The organism is Lysinibacillus sp. NPDC092081 (assembly GCF_044755845.1).
In the GTDB taxonomy this organism is placed as follows: domain Bacteria; phylum Bacillota; class Bacilli; order Bacillales_A; family Planococcaceae; genus Lysinibacillus.
Map to the genome: position 1 here is coordinate 1 of NZ_JBIVRU010000014.1, position 21,497 is coordinate 21,497.

General features: G+C 38.8%; 17 protein-coding genes and 1 rRNA gene. 12 read left to right on the forward strand and 6 right to left on the reverse strand.

The features are described 5' to 3' along the window. A 5S ribosomal RNA gene (gene rrf, locus ACIQLB_RS17795) occupies positions 1 to 94 on the forward strand; the annotation flags it as partial. 158 nt (positions 95 to 252) lie between these two features. Here rrf and ACIQLB_RS17800 read toward each other — a convergent pair. After that, positions 253 to 924: a LytTR family DNA-binding domain-containing protein gene (locus ACIQLB_RS17800; RefSeq protein ID WP_400728612.1), complete on the reverse strand. Its 672-nt coding sequence runs from the start codon at positions 922 to 924 to the stop codon at positions 253 to 255. A 214-nt stretch (positions 925 to 1,138) separates the two neighbouring features. Between ACIQLB_RS17800 and aceA the strand changes: the two genes are divergently transcribed. The 7 genes from aceA to ACIQLB_RS17835 all read left to right on the forward strand — a co-directional run bounded on the left by aceA (position 1,139) and on the right by ACIQLB_RS17835 (position 9,090). Continuing rightward, positions 1,139 to 2,422: an isocitrate lyase gene (gene aceA / locus ACIQLB_RS17805; RefSeq protein WP_400728615.1), complete on the forward strand. Its 1,284-nt coding sequence runs from the start codon at positions 1,139 to 1,141 to the stop codon at positions 2,420 to 2,422. 110 nt (positions 2,423 to 2,532) lie between these two features. Then, positions 2,533 to 4,131, forward strand: coding sequence for a malate synthase A (gene aceB, locus ACIQLB_RS17810; RefSeq protein WP_400728619.1), 1,599 nt, complete (start codon positions 2,533 to 2,535; stop codon positions 4,129 to 4,131). A gap of 798 nt (positions 4,132 to 4,929) precedes the next feature. Then, on the forward strand, positions 4,930 to 5,325 hold the full coding sequence (locus ACIQLB_RS17815) for a GntR family transcriptional regulator (protein ID WP_400728622.1): 396 nt from the start codon (positions 4,930 to 4,932) through the stop codon (positions 5,323 to 5,325). A gap of 3 nt (positions 5,326 to 5,328) precedes the next feature. Beyond that, positions 5,329 to 6,426, forward strand: a complete 1,098-nt coding sequence (locus ACIQLB_RS17820) for a DUF1648 domain-containing protein (protein WP_400728624.1) — start codon at positions 5,329 to 5,331, stop codon at positions 6,424 to 6,426. A gap of 142 nt (positions 6,427 to 6,568) precedes the next feature. Next, the gene (locus tag ACIQLB_RS17825) at positions 6,569 to 7,240 is read left to right on the forward strand and encodes a response regulator transcription factor (RefSeq protein ID WP_400728627.1); all 672 of its coding nucleotides are present in this window, start codon (positions 6,569 to 6,571) and stop codon (positions 7,238 to 7,240) included. Next, positions 7,240 to 8,613, forward strand: coding sequence for a sensor histidine kinase (locus tag ACIQLB_RS17830; protein ID WP_400728843.1), 1,374 nt, complete (start codon positions 7,240 to 7,242; stop codon positions 8,611 to 8,613). The genes ACIQLB_RS17825 and ACIQLB_RS17830 overlap by 1 nt, the downstream gene beginning before the upstream one ends. Positions 8,614 to 8,685: 72 nt before the next feature. Continuing rightward, on the forward strand, positions 8,686 to 9,090 hold the full coding sequence (locus ACIQLB_RS17835; RefSeq protein WP_400728630.1) for a hypothetical protein: 405 nt from the start codon (positions 8,686 to 8,688) through the stop codon (positions 9,088 to 9,090). 481 nt (positions 9,091 to 9,571) lie between these two features. Here ACIQLB_RS17835 and ACIQLB_RS17840 read toward each other — a convergent pair whose 3' ends face one another. Next, positions 9,572 to 11,509 (reverse strand): SEL1-like repeat protein, encoded by a 1,938-nt coding sequence (locus ACIQLB_RS17840; RefSeq protein ID WP_400728633.1) that lies wholly within the window; start codon positions 11,507 to 11,509, stop codon positions 9,572 to 9,574. Between the two features lie 393 nt (positions 11,510 to 11,902). Between ACIQLB_RS17840 and ACIQLB_RS17845 the strand changes: the two genes are divergently transcribed. From ACIQLB_RS17845 to ACIQLB_RS17860, 4 genes are all read left to right on the forward strand, one after another. Beyond that, entirely contained in the window at positions 11,903 to 12,613 is a 711-nt protein-coding gene (locus ACIQLB_RS17845) for a glycosyltransferase family 2 protein (RefSeq protein ID WP_400728636.1), read from the forward strand. A gap of 82 nt (positions 12,614 to 12,695) precedes the next feature. Continuing rightward, on the forward strand, positions 12,696 to 12,956 hold the full coding sequence (locus tag ACIQLB_RS17850) for a metal-sensitive transcriptional regulator (protein ID WP_004233098.1): 261 nt from the start codon (positions 12,696 to 12,698) through the stop codon (positions 12,954 to 12,956). Between the two features lie 256 nt (positions 12,957 to 13,212). Next, positions 13,213 to 14,367 carry a transglutaminase domain-containing protein gene (locus tag ACIQLB_RS17855; RefSeq protein WP_400728638.1) on the forward strand — a complete coding sequence of 385 codons (1,155 nt, stop codon included), beginning with the start codon at positions 13,213 to 13,215 and terminating at the stop codon, positions 14,365 to 14,367. Between the two features lie 103 nt (positions 14,368 to 14,470). Next, positions 14,471 to 15,775 (forward strand): transglutaminase domain-containing protein, encoded by a 1,305-nt coding sequence (locus ACIQLB_RS17860; RefSeq protein ID WP_400728641.1) that lies wholly within the window; start codon positions 14,471 to 14,473, stop codon positions 15,773 to 15,775. Positions 15,776 to 16,100: 325 nt separating this feature from the next. Here ACIQLB_RS17860 and ACIQLB_RS17865 read toward each other — a convergent pair whose 3' ends face one another. The 4 genes from ACIQLB_RS17865 to ACIQLB_RS17880 are packed head-to-tail and all read right to left on the reverse strand — an operon-like array spanning position 16,101 to position 21,391. Then, on the reverse strand, positions 16,101 to 17,048 hold the full coding sequence (locus ACIQLB_RS17865) for an N-acetylglucosamine kinase (protein WP_400728643.1): 948 nt from the start codon (positions 17,046 to 17,048) through the stop codon (positions 16,101 to 16,103). Then, entirely contained in the window at positions 17,045 to 18,559 is a 1,515-nt protein-coding gene (argH, locus tag ACIQLB_RS17870) for an argininosuccinate lyase (protein ID WP_400728646.1), read from the reverse strand. Before argH ends, ACIQLB_RS17865 begins: the two co-directional genes overlap by 4 nt. A gap of 27 nt (positions 18,560 to 18,586) precedes the next feature. Next, a complete protein-coding gene (locus tag ACIQLB_RS17875; RefSeq protein ID WP_400728649.1) occupies positions 18,587 to 20,308 on the reverse strand; it encodes an ABC transporter permease in 1,722 nt (573 codons plus the stop codon). Positions 20,309 to 20,320: 12 nt separating this feature from the next. Continuing rightward, positions 20,321 to 21,391: an ABC transporter ATP-binding protein gene (locus ACIQLB_RS17880; protein WP_400728652.1), complete on the reverse strand. Its 1,071-nt coding sequence runs from the start codon at positions 21,389 to 21,391 to the stop codon at positions 20,321 to 20,323. Positions 21,392 to 21,497 lie beyond the last annotated feature (106 nt).

Here is a 21,497-nt window from a genome sequence, read left to right on the forward strand (position 1 = left end):
TCACACCCGTTCCCATACCGAACACGGAAGTTAAGCTCTTTAGCGCCGATGGTAGTTGGGGGCTTCCCCCTGTGAGAGTAGGACGTCGCTAGGCAATCTAAAGTCTGAGAATTTTTTCTCAGGCTTTTTTATTTTTCAGGCTGTCTTATACAATCAATGTATAGGACAGCCTTTTATCTTAGTTAGCAAAATGTTTTCTGTGCGAAAGCGAAACGATAGCAACAAATGACATTAATTACGCTAAGGTGAAATCTAAAATTCAAGGGCGTTTCTTAGATTATTTAAATAAGATTGGCTAACGGGTAGTTCACTTCCATCCTTTAGAGTGACAATAAAATTGGAAGTAAGATCACGAGCCATTTTTTTTATGAAATGAATATTAACAATATAAGATCTGTGAATGCGAATAAAAGATGAAGGTAGGCGCATTTGAAGTTCTTTAAGTGTAATACTTGTTTTAAATTGTTCCCCCGCCACATAAAACCACGTTTTTTTCTGCAGACTTTCAATATGAGAGATTTTTTCAATTGCAACAGGATTCCATTCCTCTTCTTGCTTTCCAGTTAAAAATTGAAAGGGCTCTAATTTCTTTTCGGTAAAGGTTGACGGTAATACTACAATAAGTGCTGCAGGCACATCTAAAATGTTTATAGGGTAACCTATCCCATAATAGGGTGTTCCGAATAAAGAATTATCTAAAATGGCGTCTGTTCGTTTCCTTGTACGTAGTACTTGCTCTGCTATGCTTCCAGATTGTACTTGTTGACCTACTTCCAAGTTAACGTTTTGATGCCCAGAATGAAAATAGATATAGGCGTTTTCAGCAGCAATTGCAATGGATGAATTGGCTGGAACCCAGTCTTTTAGCATTGAAATAAACTGTTGTGAAATATCTTTTGGCAAAGAATTAGACTCATTGTTCATTGTGAATATCCCCCTTGTTTGTAAACAGTTTACCAAATTTCGTCGCCCAAAAAAGCAGTTTCATCATTAAAATTTGGTATTTTATCTAAAAATAATGAAAATTCAGATGCTCTGTTATATATTAATTTACAACAAATAAACCTGTTATGGAACAGTTGAATAAAAGTTTTTTAACAGAGTATATTGTATACAAAGGGGAAGGTGGAATTTCAATATGTCAACACGTCAAGAAAAAATCCAAACATTAGAAAAACAATGGGCAGAGAACCCTCGTTGGGCAGGTATTGAACGCGCATATTCAGCTGAAGAGGTTGTTAAGTTACAGGGCTCTGTAGTACTTGAACAAACTTTAGCAACTAAAGGTGCGGATCGACTTTGGAAATCTTTACACGAAGAACCGTTCATTAATGCATTAGGTGCATTAACTGGTAATCAAGCTGTACAACAAGTAAAAGCGGGATTAAAAGCAATCTACTTATCAGGCTGGCAAGTTGCTGCTGATGCTAACCTTTCTGGTCAAATGTACCCTGACCAATCCTTATATCCAGCAAACTCTGTACCAGCAGTAGTTAAGCGTATTAACCAAGCTTTACAACGTGCAGACCAAATCGATCATGCTGAAGGACGTGTAGATCAATTTGATTGGTTCGCTCCAATCGTAGCAGATGCTGAGGCTGGCTTCGGTGGTCCTCTAAACGTATTTGAGCTTGTAAAAGGTATGATCGAAGCTGGAGCTGCTGGTGTTCACTTAGAAGACCAATTAGCTTCTGAGAAAAAATGTGGTCACTTAGGCGGTAAAGTTTTACTTCCAACACAAAATGCTGTTCGTAACTTAATTGCTGCTCGTCTTGCAACAGACGTAATGGGTGTTGATACAATTTTAATCGCTCGTACAGATGCTGATGCTGCTGATATGGTAACATCTGATATCGATCCACGTGATGCTGAGTTTATTACTGGTGAACGTACTCCAGAAGGCTTCTTCCGTACAAAACCGGGCATCAAACAAGCGATTGCTCGTGGTTTAGCTTACGCGCCATATGCAGATTTAATTTGGTGTGAAACTTCTAAACCATCTCTTGAGGAAGCTCGTGAATTTGCGGCAGCTATTCATGCCGAATTCCCTGGTAAATTGCTAGCATACAATTGCTCACCTTCTTTCAACTGGAAAGCAAATCTATCAGAAGAAGAAATCGCAGAATATCAACGCGAGCTAGGTAAATTGGGATATAAATTCCAATTCGTAACATTAGCTGGTTTCCACGCATTAAACCACTCTATGTTTGAGCTTGCACATGATTATAAAGATAATGGTATGGCTGCATACTCTAAGCTACAACAAGCTGAGTTTGAATCAGAATCAAAAGGCTACACAGCTACACGCCATCAACGTGAAGTAGGTACTGGTTACTTTGATGATGTATCTCAAGTTATCTCTGGTGGTACTTCTTCTACAACAGCAATGGCTGGTTCTACAGAAACAGAACAATTCGTATAAGTTTCATAAAGTACGTGTATTCCTAAATTCATAATCATAGATTAGTCTCCTCCGCTCCTCCTAAAGCGGGGGATGACTACTTAAAATCACAAAGGTGGGGGAAACAACTGATGGAACAAGCAACAACAGGTAAGCTTAAAATTGTTGGGGAACAAAACGAGCAAACAAAAGAAATTTTAACACCAGAAGCCCTTGAGTTTGTTCTTGCCCTGCACGAAAAATTTGATGCTCGTCGAAAAGAGTTATTAGAGGCTCGTCAAGAACGCCAAAAGCGTCTTGATGCAGGTGAGAAACTCGACTTCTTACCAGAAACAAAGCAGATCCGTGAGGGAGATTGGACAATCGCACCACTTCCAGCAGATTTGCATGACCGTCGTGTAGAAATTACAGGACCTGTTGACCGTAAAATGGTTATTAATGCATTAAACTCTGGCGCAAAAATGTTTATGGCTTGCTTTGAGGATGCATCTGCACCGACATGGGAAAACATGATTGGCGGTCAAATTAATATGCGTGATGCTATTAATAAGACAATTGAATTTACACAAGCATCTAATGGTAAAACGTATAAGTTAAACGAAAACACAGCTGTGTTATTAGTTCGACCACGTGGTCTACATTTACTTGAAAAGCATGTACTAGTAGATGGCAAACCGATCTCTGGTAGTTTCTTTGATTTCGGTCTGTATTTATTCCATAATGCTAAAAATGCATTGGCAAAAGGTACGGGGCCTTATTTCTACCTACCGAAGCTTGAAAGCCATTTGGAGGCACGCTTATGGAATGATGTCTTTGTGTTTGCACAAGATTATATCGGAATTCCACAAGGGACAATTAAGGCTACTGTATTAATTGAAACAATTTTAGCAGCATTTGAAATGGATGAAATTTTATATGAACTACGTGAACATTCAGCTGGTCTGAATTGTGGACGCTGGGATTACATTTTCAGCTATATCAAACGTCTGCGCAATCAACCTGATGTAATTTTACCGGACCGTGGACAAGTAACAATGACTGTACCTTTCATGAAGGCATATACGTCTTTATGTATTCAAACATGTCATAAACGTAATGCTCCTGCGATGGGCGGTATGGCAGCACAAATCCCGGTTAAAGGGGATGACGACGCGAATGCTGTAGCGTTTGCAAAGGTTGCAGAAGATAAAAGTCGTGAAGCAACAGATGGCCATGATGGAACTTGGGTAGCGCACCCAGGTATGGTTGCAACGGCAATGGAACAGTTTGATGCGATTATGACGACACCAAATCAAATCCATAAAAAGCGTGAGGATGTAAATGTTACAGCGGAAGATTTAGTAGCTGTTCCAGAGGGGACAATTACACTAGAAGGTCTTCGTATTAACTGTAGTGTAGGGGTTCAGTACATTGCTTCTTGGCTACGAGGCAACGGAGCTGCACCGATTAACAACTTAATGGAGGATGCTGCAACTGCAGAAATCTCTCGTACACAAGTATGGCAATGGATTCGTCATCCAAAAGGTATCTTGGATGATGGTCGTGGTATTACATTGGCCTTTGTACTAGATATCTTGGAGGAAGAGCTTGTGAAAATTAAAGAGGCTGCTGGGAATCAAGCCTATAACGGTGGCCGCTATGAAGAAGCTGCTGAGCTGTTTAAATCTTTAATTGAACAAGATGAATTTACGGAATTCTTGACGCTTCCAGGTTACGAAAAATTAGCTTAACTTGCTTTCAGCAATTGCTGAAAGAGAGGAACTCAGTCTAAAAGCGCCACGTCCTGTGGCAACGACTGAGTGACCAACATCATGTTGCTGTCGCTTCGCTTTCGCACAGAAAACATTTGTTGGCCTAAAGCCTCCGGCGGATGTCACGGAATCGGAAAGGAGTGCTTATAGGATGTTAGCCTAAAATCATCGAATCCATGCGATAACGGTTAACTGACCTGCATCGGTAAAAACGCCACGTCCTGTGGCATTACCGAAATGACCAACATCGTGTTGGCCCTCATGCAGGCCCAAGCACAAAGCCGATTCCGGACGCAATTATGCCGAGGCATAATTGATTTGAGATACGAATCTACTAAACGAACATATCCAAACTTTCCTAAATTGTTGTGGACTAAACTCGAATGGAGTCCACCTTATTCCACTAATGTAACGAGCGGGGTCTGTTCCCCCGTTCCTTACTGAAAAATGAACACGGTTACAAAAAAAGGGGTCTTAATAAAAAGAGATTTAAAAGGGGTGAAGGATGTCTTACGAGCTTAGATGGGGGCTTGTAAGGCATTTTTTTATCTTCTAAAAAATGTTCCTGGACCGACGCCGGTAATTGATGAAATTTATGATGCATTAGCAATAGTTTAGAAATAGCTATAGTTGAAGGGGATGTCTCGAATTAATCATGAGACATCTCCTTTTTTCGATTGTTCATATTGAATATGAAAGTCAATTGGTCTTTTTCTTTGTGCACAAAGAATGATTATTTGTTATATTAGCTATATAACAATTATGGAGATGATATTAATGTTTATTCAAATAGAGCCACAATCTGATGTACCAATCTATGAACAGGTAACACGGCGAATTATGGAAGGTGTTGCAAGGGGAGAAATGAAACCAGGAGATACCCTACCATCTGTACGTAATTTAGCGGCTGATCTGGGTGTAAATATGCACACGGTTAATAAAAGCTATCATGAGCTAGAGGAAAAGGGGATCATTACTATAAGAGCCAAATCAGGTGCTATTATTCGTTCAACAGAGGAACGAGCGTTAACTTCTGAACAATTACAACAAATTGAAAAAAACTTAAAGCCTGTTGTGGTAGAAGGAATGGTGCTCGGCGCAACAGCTGAACAAATCGAGCACATGATAAAAAAGGTATTTTCTGATTTGCAAATACCTGTAGAAGGGGTGTAACACATGTTACTTGGCGTTTTTTCAACCGTGTACATCATAACATTAGCTCTACAAGTATTTGTTCCGTATATAGTACGTGAGACAATTGTTTTTGGCGTTACTGTACCTGAACAAAAAGTAAAACATCCCGCATTACGTAATATGAAAAAGCATTATGCTCAAATTGTTGGAATTTCTGGTGTCTTGTTATTACTGATGATGATTGTTAGCTATTATTACTTTGCACAATCTGAATTCATGCAAAGTATTTTATTGTTGGGCTGCTTATTTGCAATGCTTGCAGTCAGTATGACACTATATTGGATAAACCATCAAAAAGCTTTAAAACTTAAAAAGGAAGAGCAATGGGGCTTAAATATAAAACAAGTTCGTGCAGTTGACTTAACGGCCCGTAGTCGCGATGAAATGCTTCCGTGGCCATTTTATGTAATCCCTTTTGGTGTTGCGATGTTTCTAATTATCTTTACATTCCGCCATTATGACCAAATACCAGATCACATTGCTGTACACTGGGGACCTAGCGGTGAAGCGGATTCTTGGAGAAGCAAAACATATTTTACTGCGGTTTCACTGCCGCTTGTTATGCTGATGATGCAATGTATGATGTGGGGAATTGTAGATTCCATCAAGCGTTCAGCAATAAAGTTGGCTGTTAATCGTAAGGAAGACTCGTTGGAAGATCAGTTAAAAAGCCGAAAGTATATGAGCTGGAGCATTATGTTGTTAAGCTATGCACTTACTATTTTATTTACAGTGTTGCAGCTAAGCAATATCTATCCTTCGATGACTACAGGAAAAAGTCTATTACCGGTATTTATTTTATTCTTATTGCTTGTTCTTGGCTCAGTCCTTGTTTACGCATGGAAAAAACGTAAGCTGAGGGTGAATTATGGAGATAATGTTGCTTCAGAGGTAATGGATGTGGATGAGGATCGCTATTGGAAGGGTGGATTAATTTATATGAATCGTCAAGATCCTTCCGTTTTTGTAGAGAAACGCTTTGGGATCGGTTGGACGATGAATTTTGCAAACCCACGAGGTTATATCGTGATTGGTTTGCCGTTACTTATATTGCTGTTGATTTCTTTCTTTTCGTTATAATATAAATGAAAGTTGTTATGAAAAAAATTCGCTACACTCCTGCGGGACAGCGAGACGCGAGGCTTGCAGAACGTCCGCGGAATGGGGCGGATTTTTTGTTGAAATAGTGTGCCAGAAACAAGTTAGATGGAGGTAGACTTGAATGAAAATTCTCGTTGTAGATGATGATGTACATATTTTACAGCTAGTGAATATCTATCTGACAAGAGAGGGCTATCAGGTGATACAGGCAGAAAACGGACAACAGGCACTTAAATCACTTGAAGGAAACTTGCCTGATTTGGCTGTTGTAGATGTAATGATGCCGGGAATGGATGGTTTTACATTAACCGAGACATTGAGCCAGGATTACGATATCCCTGTACTGTTATTAACAGCAAAAGGCGAACTTGAGGACAAGGAACGAGGGTTTTTGGCAGGTTCAGACGACTATGTAGTAAAGCCTTTTGAACCTAAAGAATTGCTGTTTCGCATAGCCGCGATATTGCGTAGACTAGATAAGAAAAATCAGGTAACCATCCAGGTGGGCAGGCTAGTTATTGATCGTCTAAGCTTTGAGGTTGTCATTGGGGAAGATACACTCGTTCTGCCTTTAAAGGAATTTGAACTATTGGCATTACTAGCTTCTCGCCCGAATCAGGTGTTTACACGTAGTTTTATTATGGAGCAAGTGTGGGGCTATGATTATGATGGAGATGAGCAGACTTTAAATACGCATGTGAAGCGGATTCGTGAGCGTCTGCATCGTTATGAAACAGGTGTTGAGATTACTACGGTGCGTGGTGTTGGCTATAAGCTTGAGGTTATTGCATGATGAAAACGTTATATAGTAGATTTGTTGTCACGACTATGTTTGTTATGATCGGAAGCTTATGTATCGGCTTTTTATTCACAAATACTTATTATCATCAAGTTGTGAAGGAAAAAAACGATGCTAAAAATGTGAAAATTGCGCAGGATATTGCGAAATACATTGAGTCGTCTAAGCCTAACGATTTAGATAATTATTTAACGACTCTTGGCGAAATAGGCTATCAAATTTATGCAACAACCGGTGACGAAGGCCATTTCTTCGGCGGTGAGTATCGTGATAAAACACTACCGTCTAATACAGTCAAGCGTGTTTTAAACGGGGAAATTTATCATGGTATGCGTGATTTTCCAAAAGAGACTTTTGTGACAGGCTTTTTTGCGAATGAGTTAATTAATACGATAGGTGTGCCATTTACTTATGAGAATAAGCAGTATGCACTGTTCATTAGACCTGATATTCGCTTGTTGTTCTCTGAGGTGCATACGATACTTGGTGGACTTATTCTTACGATGACAGTACTTAGTCTATTAGCAATGCTGCTTTTTGCTAAGGCACTAATTCGCCCTATTACACAATTAACAGAGGCAACACATCAGCTTGCACATGAAAAATTCGATACGCTCCTGGATATAGATCGAGCAGATGAGATTGGACAATTAGCAGATAGCTTTAATGTCATGACCGGAAAATTACAGGAAAATGATCGAATACGTAAAGAGTTTATTAGTAATGTGTCCCATGATTTTCAGTCGCCATTGTTGAATATTCAAGGCTATGTAGATTTACTAAAGAATCCCTTGCTGACCGACAAGGAAAGGCAGGAATATACAACGATTATTGAACTAGAAACGAAGCGTATGTCGACATTAACTAAGCAATTACTTTTACTAACGTCACTCGATCAATCTACAAGGTTGTTAAAGTGTGAACCTTATCGTTTAGATGAGCAATTAAAGGAAACAGTAAGAAAATACCGCTGGCAGCTTGAAGACGCAAATGTACAATTATCATATCAGTTTGAACCAATAACTTATGATGGTGATGCGGGGCTATTACAAAATGTTTGGGATAATTTATTGACGAATGCCATTAAATATAATGTTGAAGGTGGAGAAATTCATATTCACTTGCAAGAATCCTCAAACTCGGTTGAAGTGCTTATTGAGGATAGTGGCATAGGAATGACTGCTGAACAATTACAAAAGGTATTTGATCGCTTTTATCGAGCCGATGCGTCCAGAACAAAGCAAGGTACGGGGCTTGGACTAGCCATCGTGAAGCAAATTGCTGAGCTACATGGAGGAACGGTTCATATGGAAAGTGTGATGAACTCCGGCACAAAGGTCCATGTCCACTTACCCAAATTGAAATGAAGAGTTCATGTAAAGTTCATGTTCACGAGATAAACTGCTACTAAGTTAAAAAAGCTTAGGGGGAGTTATCGTATGGAACAAAAATGGAGTATACGCCTTATTCGTCTTGCTGCGATTTTTGCCTTATTGGGAACGTATCTAGGCTCACATATGTCCGGTTCAGGTAGTTATCAATATAGACCAATACATGCACATATTTTGCTTGTAGGTTGGTTAAGTATGTTTGCCTGGGGTATTTTCTATCGTGCCTTCAAAGTGAAATCACAAAAGTTAGTGGCCGCACATGGTTGGACAGCTATTCTCGGTGTTTTTGGCTTAACACTGGGCATGTGGTTCTACAATTTAAATCCATTTAGTTTTAGCAGAACATTTACAATGATTTTCTTTATCATAGGTGGGACAACATTATTAATTAGTTTCGCTTTATTCATCGTTGTAACATTTATGGTAGATCAAAAAGAAGAAATGAAAAACTAATCAACATACCGTGTCACTATCTTTAATAAGAGGTGACACGGTATTTTTTATGAAGAACAGTTTTGTTTTGGATATGACATTTGTTAAAATATATGACATATATAAGTTGATTGGAGTGGAGACTTAGCGACAAAATAAAGTAAAAGGATTCACACACAGTTTTGTGTGTGAATCTTTTTTTACTATTTGGAAGGTGAATGTCGATAAAATTCAGAAGTTGGGTGATAAAAATTAAAAGTTGGGCGATAATTCCTGAAAATGTTCCGATAAAACTAAAAGTTGGATGACATTCTGTTAAAACGTATGTCATGTGGATAGGTTGATTGGAGCGAGCCCATAGGGGAACGAAGGCTAAAACCATCACGTCCTGTGATAACGCCTTCGTGACAAACATCCTGTTGCCCTAAGCGGCTCATCGGACGCCCCCAGGAAAGCGCCCAGCCGGAACGGAAATCAACCCCACACTATGCTGATGAGTCCTTTATTTTAAATTTTCAAGAGACTTCTTAAGCCATTTTGTTGCCTCTGTATAATCCTGTGCAACACCATGACCTTTTTTGTAAAGCATACCAAGCTGGAATTGTGCTTTTGGATGCCCTTGATTGGCTGCCAGTCGATACAGTTGGGCTGCTTTCGTAAAATCCTTCGGTACCCCTTGTCCATGACTGTGCATTTGAGCCAATTGATATTGTGCTTTGGCATGTCCTTTAGCTGCAGCTTGTTCAATCCATTTTGCGGCCTCTGTATAATCCTGATCGACACCTTTTCCTTTATCAAATAAATTACCGAGCTGATATTGGGCACCTGAATGTCCTTGGATGGCTGCTAGTCGATAGCAGCGTCGTGCCTCTTCTAAGTCCTGTTCGATCCCCAATCCGTGCTCATATAATAATCCTAATTGATATTCAGCCTGAATATGGGACTGATCAGTAGCGGCTCTCCACCATTTTACTGCTTCAACATAATTCAATTCAGCTTCATATAATAATCCGAGCTCATACTGAGCATCAGCATACCCCTTTTCAGCAGCTGCTTTAAAGTGAGGGAGAGCTTTCTCTGGTTGCTGAAGTTGGTATACATAAATACGTCCAAGCTCAAATCCTGCACTTATATGTCCATTGTTAGTGGCTAACTGTAACCATTTTTCTGCTAAAGTTATATCGTTTTCTTTGACATAGAGCACACCGAGACAGTATTGAGCATTTAAATGTCCTTTATGTGCTGCGAGTTTAAACCATTTTATAGCCTCTACGTGATCCTGGGGAATACCTTGACCAGTGTTGTATAGCATTGCCAATTGAAATTCCGCATTTGTATGGTCTTGAAGTGCAGCTAAATGGAACCATTGCACAGCTTCTTCAAGATTTTGCGAGATGCCACGACCTTTAAGGTACATATAGCCAAGATTATACTGAGCGCTTGCATCACCAGCTAATGCAGCCATTTCAAAATAGGCTATAGCTTCCTCATAGCTTTGCTCGACACCAGTTCCATTGTGATAAAGGAATCCAAGGTTATTTTGAGCACTTGTATTTCCTTGATTGGCTGCTAGCATGTACCATTTTGCTGCCTCGGCAAAGTTTAGTGGCATCCCAAGTCCTTGATTGTATAGAACCCCCAGATTGTACTGTGCATCTGCGTTTTCTAAATCCGCAGCAGCTTTATAATATTGAGCGGCTTCTTCATAATTTTGTATAACACCATGGCCTAAATGATAGAGCACGCCTAAGCTATAAAGCGCGTTTGCATCATTTTGCGCAGCGGCGCGTTCATACCACATTTTTGCAACAGCATAATCTTTCTTAACACCACGGCCTTGATTATAAAGAGCGCCTAAATTATATTGGGCACTTGCATTCCCTTGTTTGGCTGCAAGCTCAAACCAGTTTGCAGCACTTTTATAAGCCTCGGTTGATTGGTCATTTTGAAGCAGCAAATTTACATCAAAAGCTGAAGTTATATCTTCAAAGCCTGGTGCTATGCGAATCATTTTTGCCTTTAAGCTACGGTCATAGCATTCGATAAACCATTCTACAATATCACTTATATAATCAAGAACAATTTTTGCCGCCTTTGCTTCTACAACTTCACTACTATTACTAGAAGTCATTTTGCTTACAAGATTCATTAATAAATAAATACGACGTGGATGAATTTTTGCAACAAAGTTACGATTATTGAGTAACGTTCTCATGTTTTTTAACTTCGGTTCGGTATGCATTTCCAGCTTATAAAGCTCATGTAAAATTTCCTCCAGTACTAGGAGTGATTTTTGAAGAGATAGAGCTGGCTTTGAAATGGCGAGCGAGCTAGCATCCTGTAAATTTTTAGCCAATTTAACCAAGCATAAAGCTTTTAATTTCGTACATTGATCTTGGAGAATCTCGTATTGTATGACGATAGCAATCACCACTTTCATAAAAATGGGTCATCACCATAACGTGGGGTTGATTTCCGTTCCGGCTGGGCGCGTCCGATGAGCCGCTTGGGGCAACAGGATGTTGGTCACGAAGGCGTTATCACAGGACGTGATGCTTTTAGCCTTCGTTCCTCTATCGCTTATCCCCAAGGAGTCGCCCAGCCGGAACGAAGATCAACTTATTTACATGGTATACGTCTTGACCAATACCATTCCCAACTTTTGGTGATGAATCATAAATGTCCTCTTTTTTCATATATCGGGAAAATACCGTTATTGTTGAATTGTCCTCGATACATGATACTATTTGTTATAAGGAGATTCGTTGATATTCGAAGTAGCAATTACTAAAAAATACATCTGCCAAAGTTTCATGTTATCCGGGGGATAGAAATGATGAAAAATATTGCAGCAATTATACCAGCCTATAATCCACAACAGTCACTTATAACCTATGTCCATCAATTATTAGCCACCACCATTAGCCAAATTATTATTGTCAATGATGGCAGCGATCAAAAATATGCAAGTGTATTTGAAGAGTTGAAAAAGATTGACTGCTGTAGAGTGCTAGAGCATGACCACAATATTGGAAAGGGAGGCGCACTAAAAACAGCCTTTGCCTATGTAAGGGCGCAAAGGGGTATGTTTCAAGGTGTCATTACAGTAGGTGCTCATGACCAACATACGTTACAAGATGTAAAGTTAGTTTTAACGATGACAAAGGTATTTTCTGAAGGAATTGTGTTAGGAGTACGTAACTTCCATTCTTCGGATAGCACGTTTTTATCATATTGGGGTAATCGTACAACAAGTTTGTTTTTTGAGATCCTTTATCATAGAAAACTAATGGATACACAAACAGGTTTACGGTTTATTTCTATAAAGGAGCTACCATGGCTGATAAAAGTAAAAGGTGAACGATATGACTACGACACAAATATGCTAGTCGCTGCACTTGAAAGAAAGTGCCCAATTTTTGAAGTAGAGATAGGTCAGTTACGAATAAAGAAAAATACAGTGATCCAGTATGATGAAATAACAAATGCAGGGTCAATTATTACTAAAATGCTTATGAATTATTTAAATCCAAGAAAAAAATAACTATAGGTTTAATTTTGAAATAATGTGCTAGAATAAAAATTACTCAAGACCGTAGCGAGTATAGAAAGAAGGAACAAGGATGATGGAGTATTCAGATCAAGTGAAAAATCGTGTAAAACGGATGGAAGGCCAGCTACGTGGAATTTTAAAAATGATGGAAGAAGAAAAGGACTGTAAGGCAGTCATTACTCAATTATCGGCAGTACGTTCAGCAGTAGATCGAACAGTTGGTGTCATTGTAAGTACGAATCTTTTAGAATGTGTACAAAATGCTGAAGGTGATGGCGAGAAAATGAATGAAGCTATTCAAGAGGCAGTCAACTTAGTAGTAAAAAGTCGCTAAAATAAAGAGAAGCCTGCTCGATAGAAATGGCCATTAATATATAGAAAACTCACTGAAAAACGGGTGAGTTTTTATTTTTTTACAAAAATATAGTTTAATTCGATACTTCTATTATTTTCAAGGGAGTTTATACCTATATATTGTTTATTGTGTATACAGATAAAAGTCATGGTTAGTGAACTTGTCCGATAGATTTATAGTTCCTTCCTTTGTTATTCTAATTATAAGAATTTAACAAATGGGAAGGTGATTTATTGTGAAAAAGTGGTTAATAAGCGGAGCAGCATTATTGATGTTAAGCCCAACAACAGCCTATGCGCAAAATGCAGACGCTCGTTCAGTAAATACTTCCTCAGTGAATGCTTATAATGTAGTAGCTAATACGAAAGTAACAAATTGGGATCAATTCACAACAGAAATCGTAAAGCAATTAAATAATTTCGCTCCCGAAATAAAAATTACATATAGTGGACCAATGACTGATTTCAAAAAGAACTTTATGGAGTCCTTTGAAAAAGCACAGGAGCAAGCAGTCTATGCGAGTGGTCATATGGAAAGTACCGCTATTTCTGCAGACTCAACAGGCAATGTAACGTTTAAAGTGAAATATTTGACAAACCAAACACAAGAAGCGGACGTACAAAAAAAGGTCGATCAACTATTAAAAACAATTATTAAGACTTCAATGACAGAATTCGAAAAAGTAAAAGCGATTAATGATTATATTGTGTCAAATACTACATATGGTACTAAAACAAAGGCTAGTCCCCATAGTACTTATGCATTGTTGATGGAAGGGCAAGCTGTATGTCAGGGCTACGCATTAACAACTTATAAAATGTTAGAACAAGCTGGATTCGATGTGAAATATGTTGTTGGTACTGTTAATGGTAACGAGGCACATGCATGGAATCTAGTGAAGGTTGATGGTAAATGGTATCATTTAGATACAACATGGAATGATCCATTACCAAATCGTTTCGGCGCTTCTTCATACGATTATTTCTTAGTAACGGATGCACAGCTAAAGAAAGATCATAAATGGATAGCATCAAATTATCCTACTGCAACAAGTACAAAATATAGCTATATGCAAAATGTTCATTTTGCATATCAGGTTAATAATACACTGTACTTTAGTAATACAGCAGATAAAGATAAATTGTATAAGCTTGATTTAGCAAGTGGTACAAAAACAAAGGTCATTGATAAACGTGCCTTATATATTACAGGAGCGGATAACTTTTTATATTTCAGTGATTACAGTAACAGTGGCTACTTAACAAAATTAAATCTTAAAACATTAAAAACTGAGGTGCTCGTGAAGCAAGCAGTTTCTGATTTAAGAATTAATGATAATTATTTAGTTTATACTGTTAATGGTAAAGAACAGAAGCTTAAAATAAAATAAACTTCAAATACTTATCTATTGATAAAATGAAAGCACAAAAGGACTTCCAAGTGAGTCCTTTGTGCTTTTTTTGTATATAATGAAAACAGGAAAACGGTTGGAGGTGAGGATCTTGTGGAAAAAATTAGCCATTATTGTAATTATTATTATTTTTATTGACCCCATTTATACGGCTGGTAAAGCAGTTGTACAACAAGTGATAACTTGGTCAAATAATGATGAAATAGAAACGATGCTTCTTTCAACAAAGGAAAAAATTATAGACGTTACTGCTAAACTTTCAGAGAATACCTCCATTGAAACGGCCACACCTATAAAAGAAAAGCCAGAAGAAGGAGTAGCCGTTACAGCTCCTGCAGCCAAAAAACCTGAAGCAAAGTTAGTTGTAACAAATGCAAAGGAAATGGCTGATGCGATGTATGCGTACTACAGTAGTTTTTCACCTAAGTTTGAGATTCAATATAAAGGCGATACACAACGAATTGAACAGCTAGTGGAAGAAGCCTATGAAAATGCTATTAAACGAGATGATTATGTATATGGGCATATTAGTAAACACTCAATTCGTTTTGAATATGGAGGAAGAACGGCCACAATCTTTGGAGAGCAAAGTTATTTAATGACACCAGAGCAGGCAGCATTTGTTGAAATGAATGTGCAAGAGATTGTAGCCTCTATCAATAAAAAAGCATTAAGTGATGTAGAGAAGGTGAGGGCTGTCAATGATTATATCGTTGCCAATACCGCCTATACGGATCAAACGAAATCAAGTCCACATAGCGCTTATACAGTGCTTGCGGAACATGGTGGCGTTTGTCAGGGCTATGCATTGCTGGCTCATTCGATGTTACAAAAGCTAGGTATAGAAACAAAATATATAGTAGGCTATGTCGGACAGGAAGGACATGCTTGGAATTTAGTAAAGCTGGACGGTCAATGGTATCACCTCGATACTACATGGAATGATCCGGTGCCTGATCGTAAAGGGGCGGTACGCTATCAATATTTTTTAGTGGATGATCGAACAATGGCAAAAGATCATACGTGGATTACTAAAGACTACCCGAAAGCAACGAGTACGATGTATAACTACTTTCACAATGTAGATTTCGCTGCACAGGTAGGGCAACAAATATTCTATAGTAATGTATCTGATGATAATAAATTGTACGTGCTTGATTTAAAAACAGGTAAATCGAAACGCATCTCCAATTCACGTACACAGTACGTCGTTTATGCAGATGGTTGGCTATATTTTAGTAATTATTCACACGGAGCGTATTTAACAAAGATTCGCCCGGATGGAAGCGAAGAAAAAATATTAAATAGGGAAGAAACGAAGGATTTATTTGTGCAGGACAGCTATTTATATTTCACTACAAATGAGCTTAAAAAAATGGCACTTTAACGTTATGGCGCAATTGTAATCTGTTGTTATTGCAGTTTCGTTTTATCACAATAAATTAGAGTGACATGCCAGAAGATGCATGCTTTGTGTAGTGGTTGATTGGAGTGAAGACTGGGCGACTCTTTGGGGATTAGCGATAGAGGAACGAAGGCTAAAGCATCACGTCCTGTGATAACGCCTTCGTGACCAACATCCTGTTGCCCCGACGCCCCCAGGAAAGCGCCCAGTCGGAACGGAAATCAACCACTCGTTTTGCAGAAGAGAAATGGATACCCTGATTTCATTGAATATAATAGTTTTTCAACAACATGAAGGGCCTATGACATTACAAACTGTCATAGGCCCTTTTTGTTCGCTCCATAAGATAATAGATTGGTTGATGCTGACATAGAGAAACTTCGATTTGCGGATACATCAATTTCATTTCCTGTGAAAAAATCTTAAAAATTAATGGATTATGCTTAATGGCACCACCATTACAATAAAGGCTAAATGCTTCGCCTTGATAGTTGACTTTTTGCAACACGGCGCTTGCAAGGAGCACTAATTCATGGGCAGCACGCGTTGATATTTGAATGGCACATGAATCCTTTTTGGTCACGGCATCTGCTAAAAATGCGCCCATTTTTGCTAGCTGTGCATTCGTGTAGGATGGATGGAACAGCCATGTAGCTAGCTCTGTAACATCTTGGATTCTTAAGTAATCATAGACAGCATTTTTTAATAGGGTCGGCTCACCGCGTCCGTCTTCCATGCGGAAAATGGCACGTATGACTTCTTGCCCTAACCAATAGCCACTGCCTTCATCTCCTGCACGATGCCCCCAACCACCTGCACGTACTATTTGTGTACCATCAAATGCGTACGCAATGGCTCCTGTTCCAGCAATGAGTAATGCGCCTGCCTGTCCAGCAGTAACACCAAGTAAAGTGGCTTGTGCATCATTTTCTATAAGAAGCGTATCTATTTTTAACTGTAATGCCGATACAGCACTATGAACGATTGCCGATACGACTTCATGATCTTTGGGAGAATCAATGCCAGCCATTGCAAAGGTAGCTACAGCAATATTTGAGTAATTTTGCTTTTGCAAAAAGTTCTGCACGTTTACTAGTAACGCTTGCAATATTTCTGTAGCAGACGCAGCACCGATTGCTTGATAATTCGAGCCACTTGTTGATGTTGTATATTTTATTTCACCAGACTCGGCATGTACGAGCGCACATGCCGTTTTTGTAGCACCACCGTCAATAATAAGTAGCCATCCCATCATTGATTCCATTCCTCTATATATACTGTTAATTGTTTTTCTGCCTCAATAATCATAGACTCCTTCAAACGAATCCACTCATAAAGGTTATGAGTATTTTCATTGGAGCGTTCAAGAGATGCTTTCATCGTTACGGGTGCCGGACCACCAGGTAATGTACGTACAGCAACGAAAGTCTCTGGTTTTAATGTGTTATAAAAATCTTCCTCGGAAATTTTTAATGGTTTACCAGTAATTAATTTGGATTGTGTATTGGTAAGACCCCATGTAAGGCTTGCTAGAGATTCCTCGCCATGAGAGAGCAATACTTTAATACATTTACTAACTATACTATGTGCTTGGCGGAATGAAATACCTTCCGAGCGCACTAGCGTATCGGCAAGCTCTGTCACATTGGCAAAACTATTTTCTGCTCGACTTTTTAGTTTTTTCTTGTTTACATCCATCGTGACAACAAGTGAACCAAATAGTTTATAAATACCTATTAAACGGTCAATGGCGCGCCATAAATATGGTTGCATATCATCCTCTGTGTCTACGATATCTCCAAAAGGTGTATTATGTACCATTTGTAATACTGTACTAGCATCACCAACAACCGCTGAGAGCAATGAACGTGTATGTTCGATCGAAACAGGATTGCGCTTTTGTGGCATGATAGAGCTAACTTGCACGTACGGACTTGCTAGTGTAAATGCATTGAATTCCTGTGTAGCCCATAATAAAAAATCTTGGGATGTGCGTCCGAGATTAAGTGCCGCAAGCTGAACGATACTTGCTGCCTCTGCAATATAATCTGCACCAGCAACAGCATCCCAAGCATTTTCGATAATATCATCGAATGCCAATAACTCCCGCATGCGCTCTCGACTTATATTGAAGCCTGTTGTCGTTAATGCCGCAGCTCCCATACTACTGCGATTTACCGTTTTATAGACATGCTGTAAACGTTCAAAATCTCGTTCAAGTTGATCGATGACGGCTTTCAAATAATGCGCAAAGGTTGTTGGCTGTGCCTGCTGCGTATGTGTATAGCCAATCATAATCGTATCGACGTGCTCCTCAGCAGCTGCGATTAAATCATCTCGTAATGTCAGTAATTCTTGCATAAGCAACAACAATTTTTTTCTTAAAGTCATGCGATAGATGGCAATACCCATATCATTACGACTTCTTCCAATGTGAAGATTCCCAGCAACATCGCCAGCAAGCTCTATTAATTTATTTTCGATGCGGAAAAACAAATCTTCATATCGCGGGCTGTAATCCTCTATACGATAATAGTTCAAGTCTAGTTTTTTTAGAGCAATACCAATTTCTTTAGCTTCTTCTTTTTGTACTAGTCCCTGTTCTTCTAACATTTTTAAGTGTGCAATATTGATCTGTAGCATAATTGTTAAAAAGTTTTTCTTGGCTTCATCGTAAGCCGGCTGTAAGACAATTTTACGATAAATATTAGAAGGGAAGATCATCCCATCTTCTTGCTGGGTTTTGTTGCGGAAATCTTCAAACATATTAATTGCCTCCTAGTAGATTGGCAGTTATATGGCCGAACCAGCACTGCCTTTAGATAACTTCTCGGAAATAATAAGTACAATTAAAATTAAACAAATTTGTAAGACGCCATATGCACAAGCAGTTCCAAATTTAAAGGAATACAATTTTTGGAATATTGCCACTGATAATGGCATTGTTGACGTACTGTAAATAAGGATAGACGCTACGAATTCGCCAAAGCTTTGAACAAGTGCTAATAACGTACCTGCCAAAATGCCCGTAAATGTAAGTGGTAGGACAATACGTCTAAATGAATACCACCATGTTGCACCTAAACTTCGTGATGCTTCTTCGATAGATTGATCTAATAGCACAAGTGATGCTGATGTCGATCGGAAAACAAGAGGTAAATGTCTAATAAAATAAGCTAATGGCAAAATCCAGAATGTCCCGATAAGAACCTGATTAAAGGCGAATATATTTTCCGTACTAAAGGCTGCTATTAAATTGACAGCTACAACCGTTCCCGGCAATGCCCAAGGAACCATGATTAAAATATCGAGTAATGTTTTACCTTTAAAATTTAACCGTACCATCGCATAGGCTGCCGCAACACCGAAAATGATATTGCCGAGTGTTGCAACGATCCCCATTCGAACGGAATTCCAAATCGGTCGCCACGTCCGTTCATCTGTAAAAAGCGCTTGATAATGATCTAATGTATAGTCTGTTGGAAGAATTTGCGTTTTCCAGGCACCATCAACGGAAAATGAAATTAATATAAGCACTAAAATCGGCAAAATTAAAATTAATGTACCTAGGAAAGACGCAATAGTCGCTATGATTTTCATGCTTTTTGAAGATACTTCAGATCGATGAACACTAATACCTTTGCTGAGATTTTGATAATTTCGGCGGTTTTGATACCAGCGCATAACAATTAAAAAGGTAATGGACACAAAGGATAAAATCATAGATTGTGTCGCTGCCATATCTAAATTCCCATTCGTACGTGATAAATAGATTTGCATTGTCATCGTGCGTTCGACACCGAACATTAAAGGTGCAGTGTAGGATGCCATAGATATCATAAATACGAGTAAGGATGAGGCAACAATCGAGGGTGTCAACATGGGCAAAATAACCTTTGTCCATACTCGAATACGCCCGGCACCTAAGCTAGTTGCGGCTTCTTCTAAAGCTGGATCAAGACCTTTTATAGCTGCTGAGGCGGTTAAGTAGAAGTAAGTGTACATAGTGAATGTATGTACTACGATAACCCCCCATATGCCTTTTAATGAAAAAGGTACTTGCTCTAAACCGAATAGGTGCTGAAACGCACGTGGGAAAATTCCACTCTCTCCATACAAAAATGTAAAGGACAGCACACCTACTAATGGCGGAAGAGCCATGGGTACTAATACTAAAACAGAGAGTATCCGTCTGCCTGGGAAATCATAGCGTTCCAGTAAAAATGCCATAGTTACACCGACGATTGCACAGCAAATAACACTGATAACGGATATATAAATACTAGTCCACAATGCCTCTAAATTTGCTGGGCTAGCTATATTAAAAAAGTTTTTATAATTAGATAGCGCGTCAGCACCAGAAAAGCTTTCTTTAAAAGTTTGATAGAACGGGTATACTACATAGGCAAACAACACTAAAAATAAAGGTGCAACTAAAATATAGACAAACCAATTTGAGCTAGTTAGTCGTGTCCATGCATTTCCTTCAGAAGGTTTGAGGTGTGTTTTTTCCATGTTGGTACCCTCCTATTCCCCTAAAAAATACAGTGAATCTTGGGCTATATTTAAGGTGATTTCTTCACCGATTTTTTTAAATTGACCGTTCATATTAATAATCATTACTTTTAGTGAAAAATCTAGACATTCCACAATGTAGTTCACACTAATTCCTGTAAATTCAACAAAAGTGATTTTACCTGTTAAGTTGTTTTCACCAGTACCTTGATTAATGGATTCAGGACGAATAGAAATAAACACTTTGTCTCCAATCATATGCGTTAAAGTGGGGGAGCTTTGTTGCTTTCGCCCAGTGAAAACAAGTCCACTCACAGTTTTTACTTGTATATCGTCACCATTAATTGCATCGATTGTCGCCTCAATTAAGTTTGTCTCACCAATAAAATCTGCTACGAAGCGGTTTGAAGGTCGATTATAAATCTCTTGCGGAGTACCGATTTGCCTGACATTACCATTTTCCATGACCATTATCCGATCGGACATGGACATAGCTTCCATTTGATCATGCGTAACATAAATGGTTGTAACACCGAGCTCAGATTGAATACGTTTTATTTCAACGCGCGTTTCTTCGCGTAATTTAGCATCTAAATTCGACAATGGCTCGTCGAGTAATAAAATGTCAGGCTCAATCACAAGAGCTCTTGCCAATGCAACCCGTTGCTGCTGCCCACCAGATAATTCATTAATTTTCCGATTCCCATATTGCGATAAATGTACAAGCCCTCTAATACGGTCAACTTTTTGCTTGATCTCCGCCTTCGAAAATTTTCGTACTTGTAATCCAAATGCGATATTTTCGTCTACCGTCATATGTGGAAAGAGAGCATAATTTTGAAACACCATACCGATGTTCCGTTTATTAGGTTGAAGCCTTGTTACATCAAAATCATCAAAAAGAATTTTCCCTTCGCTTGGGTAATAAAAGCCGGCTATCATCCTTAGCGTTGTCGTTTTCCCACAACCACTTGGACCGAGGAACGTGAAAAATTCACCAGCTTTAATATGAAGATCTAAATCTTGTACGCCATGAATTTGACCGAATTTCTTAGAGACATTTTCTATTTTGACACTTTTCAAGTGAAATGCTCCTCTCTCGTTAGAAAATTAGTTACATGAAGCCTCGAGTAAAATATACTCGAGGCTTAAAAATATGAACAATATTGGTAGATGTTTTATGAGTTAC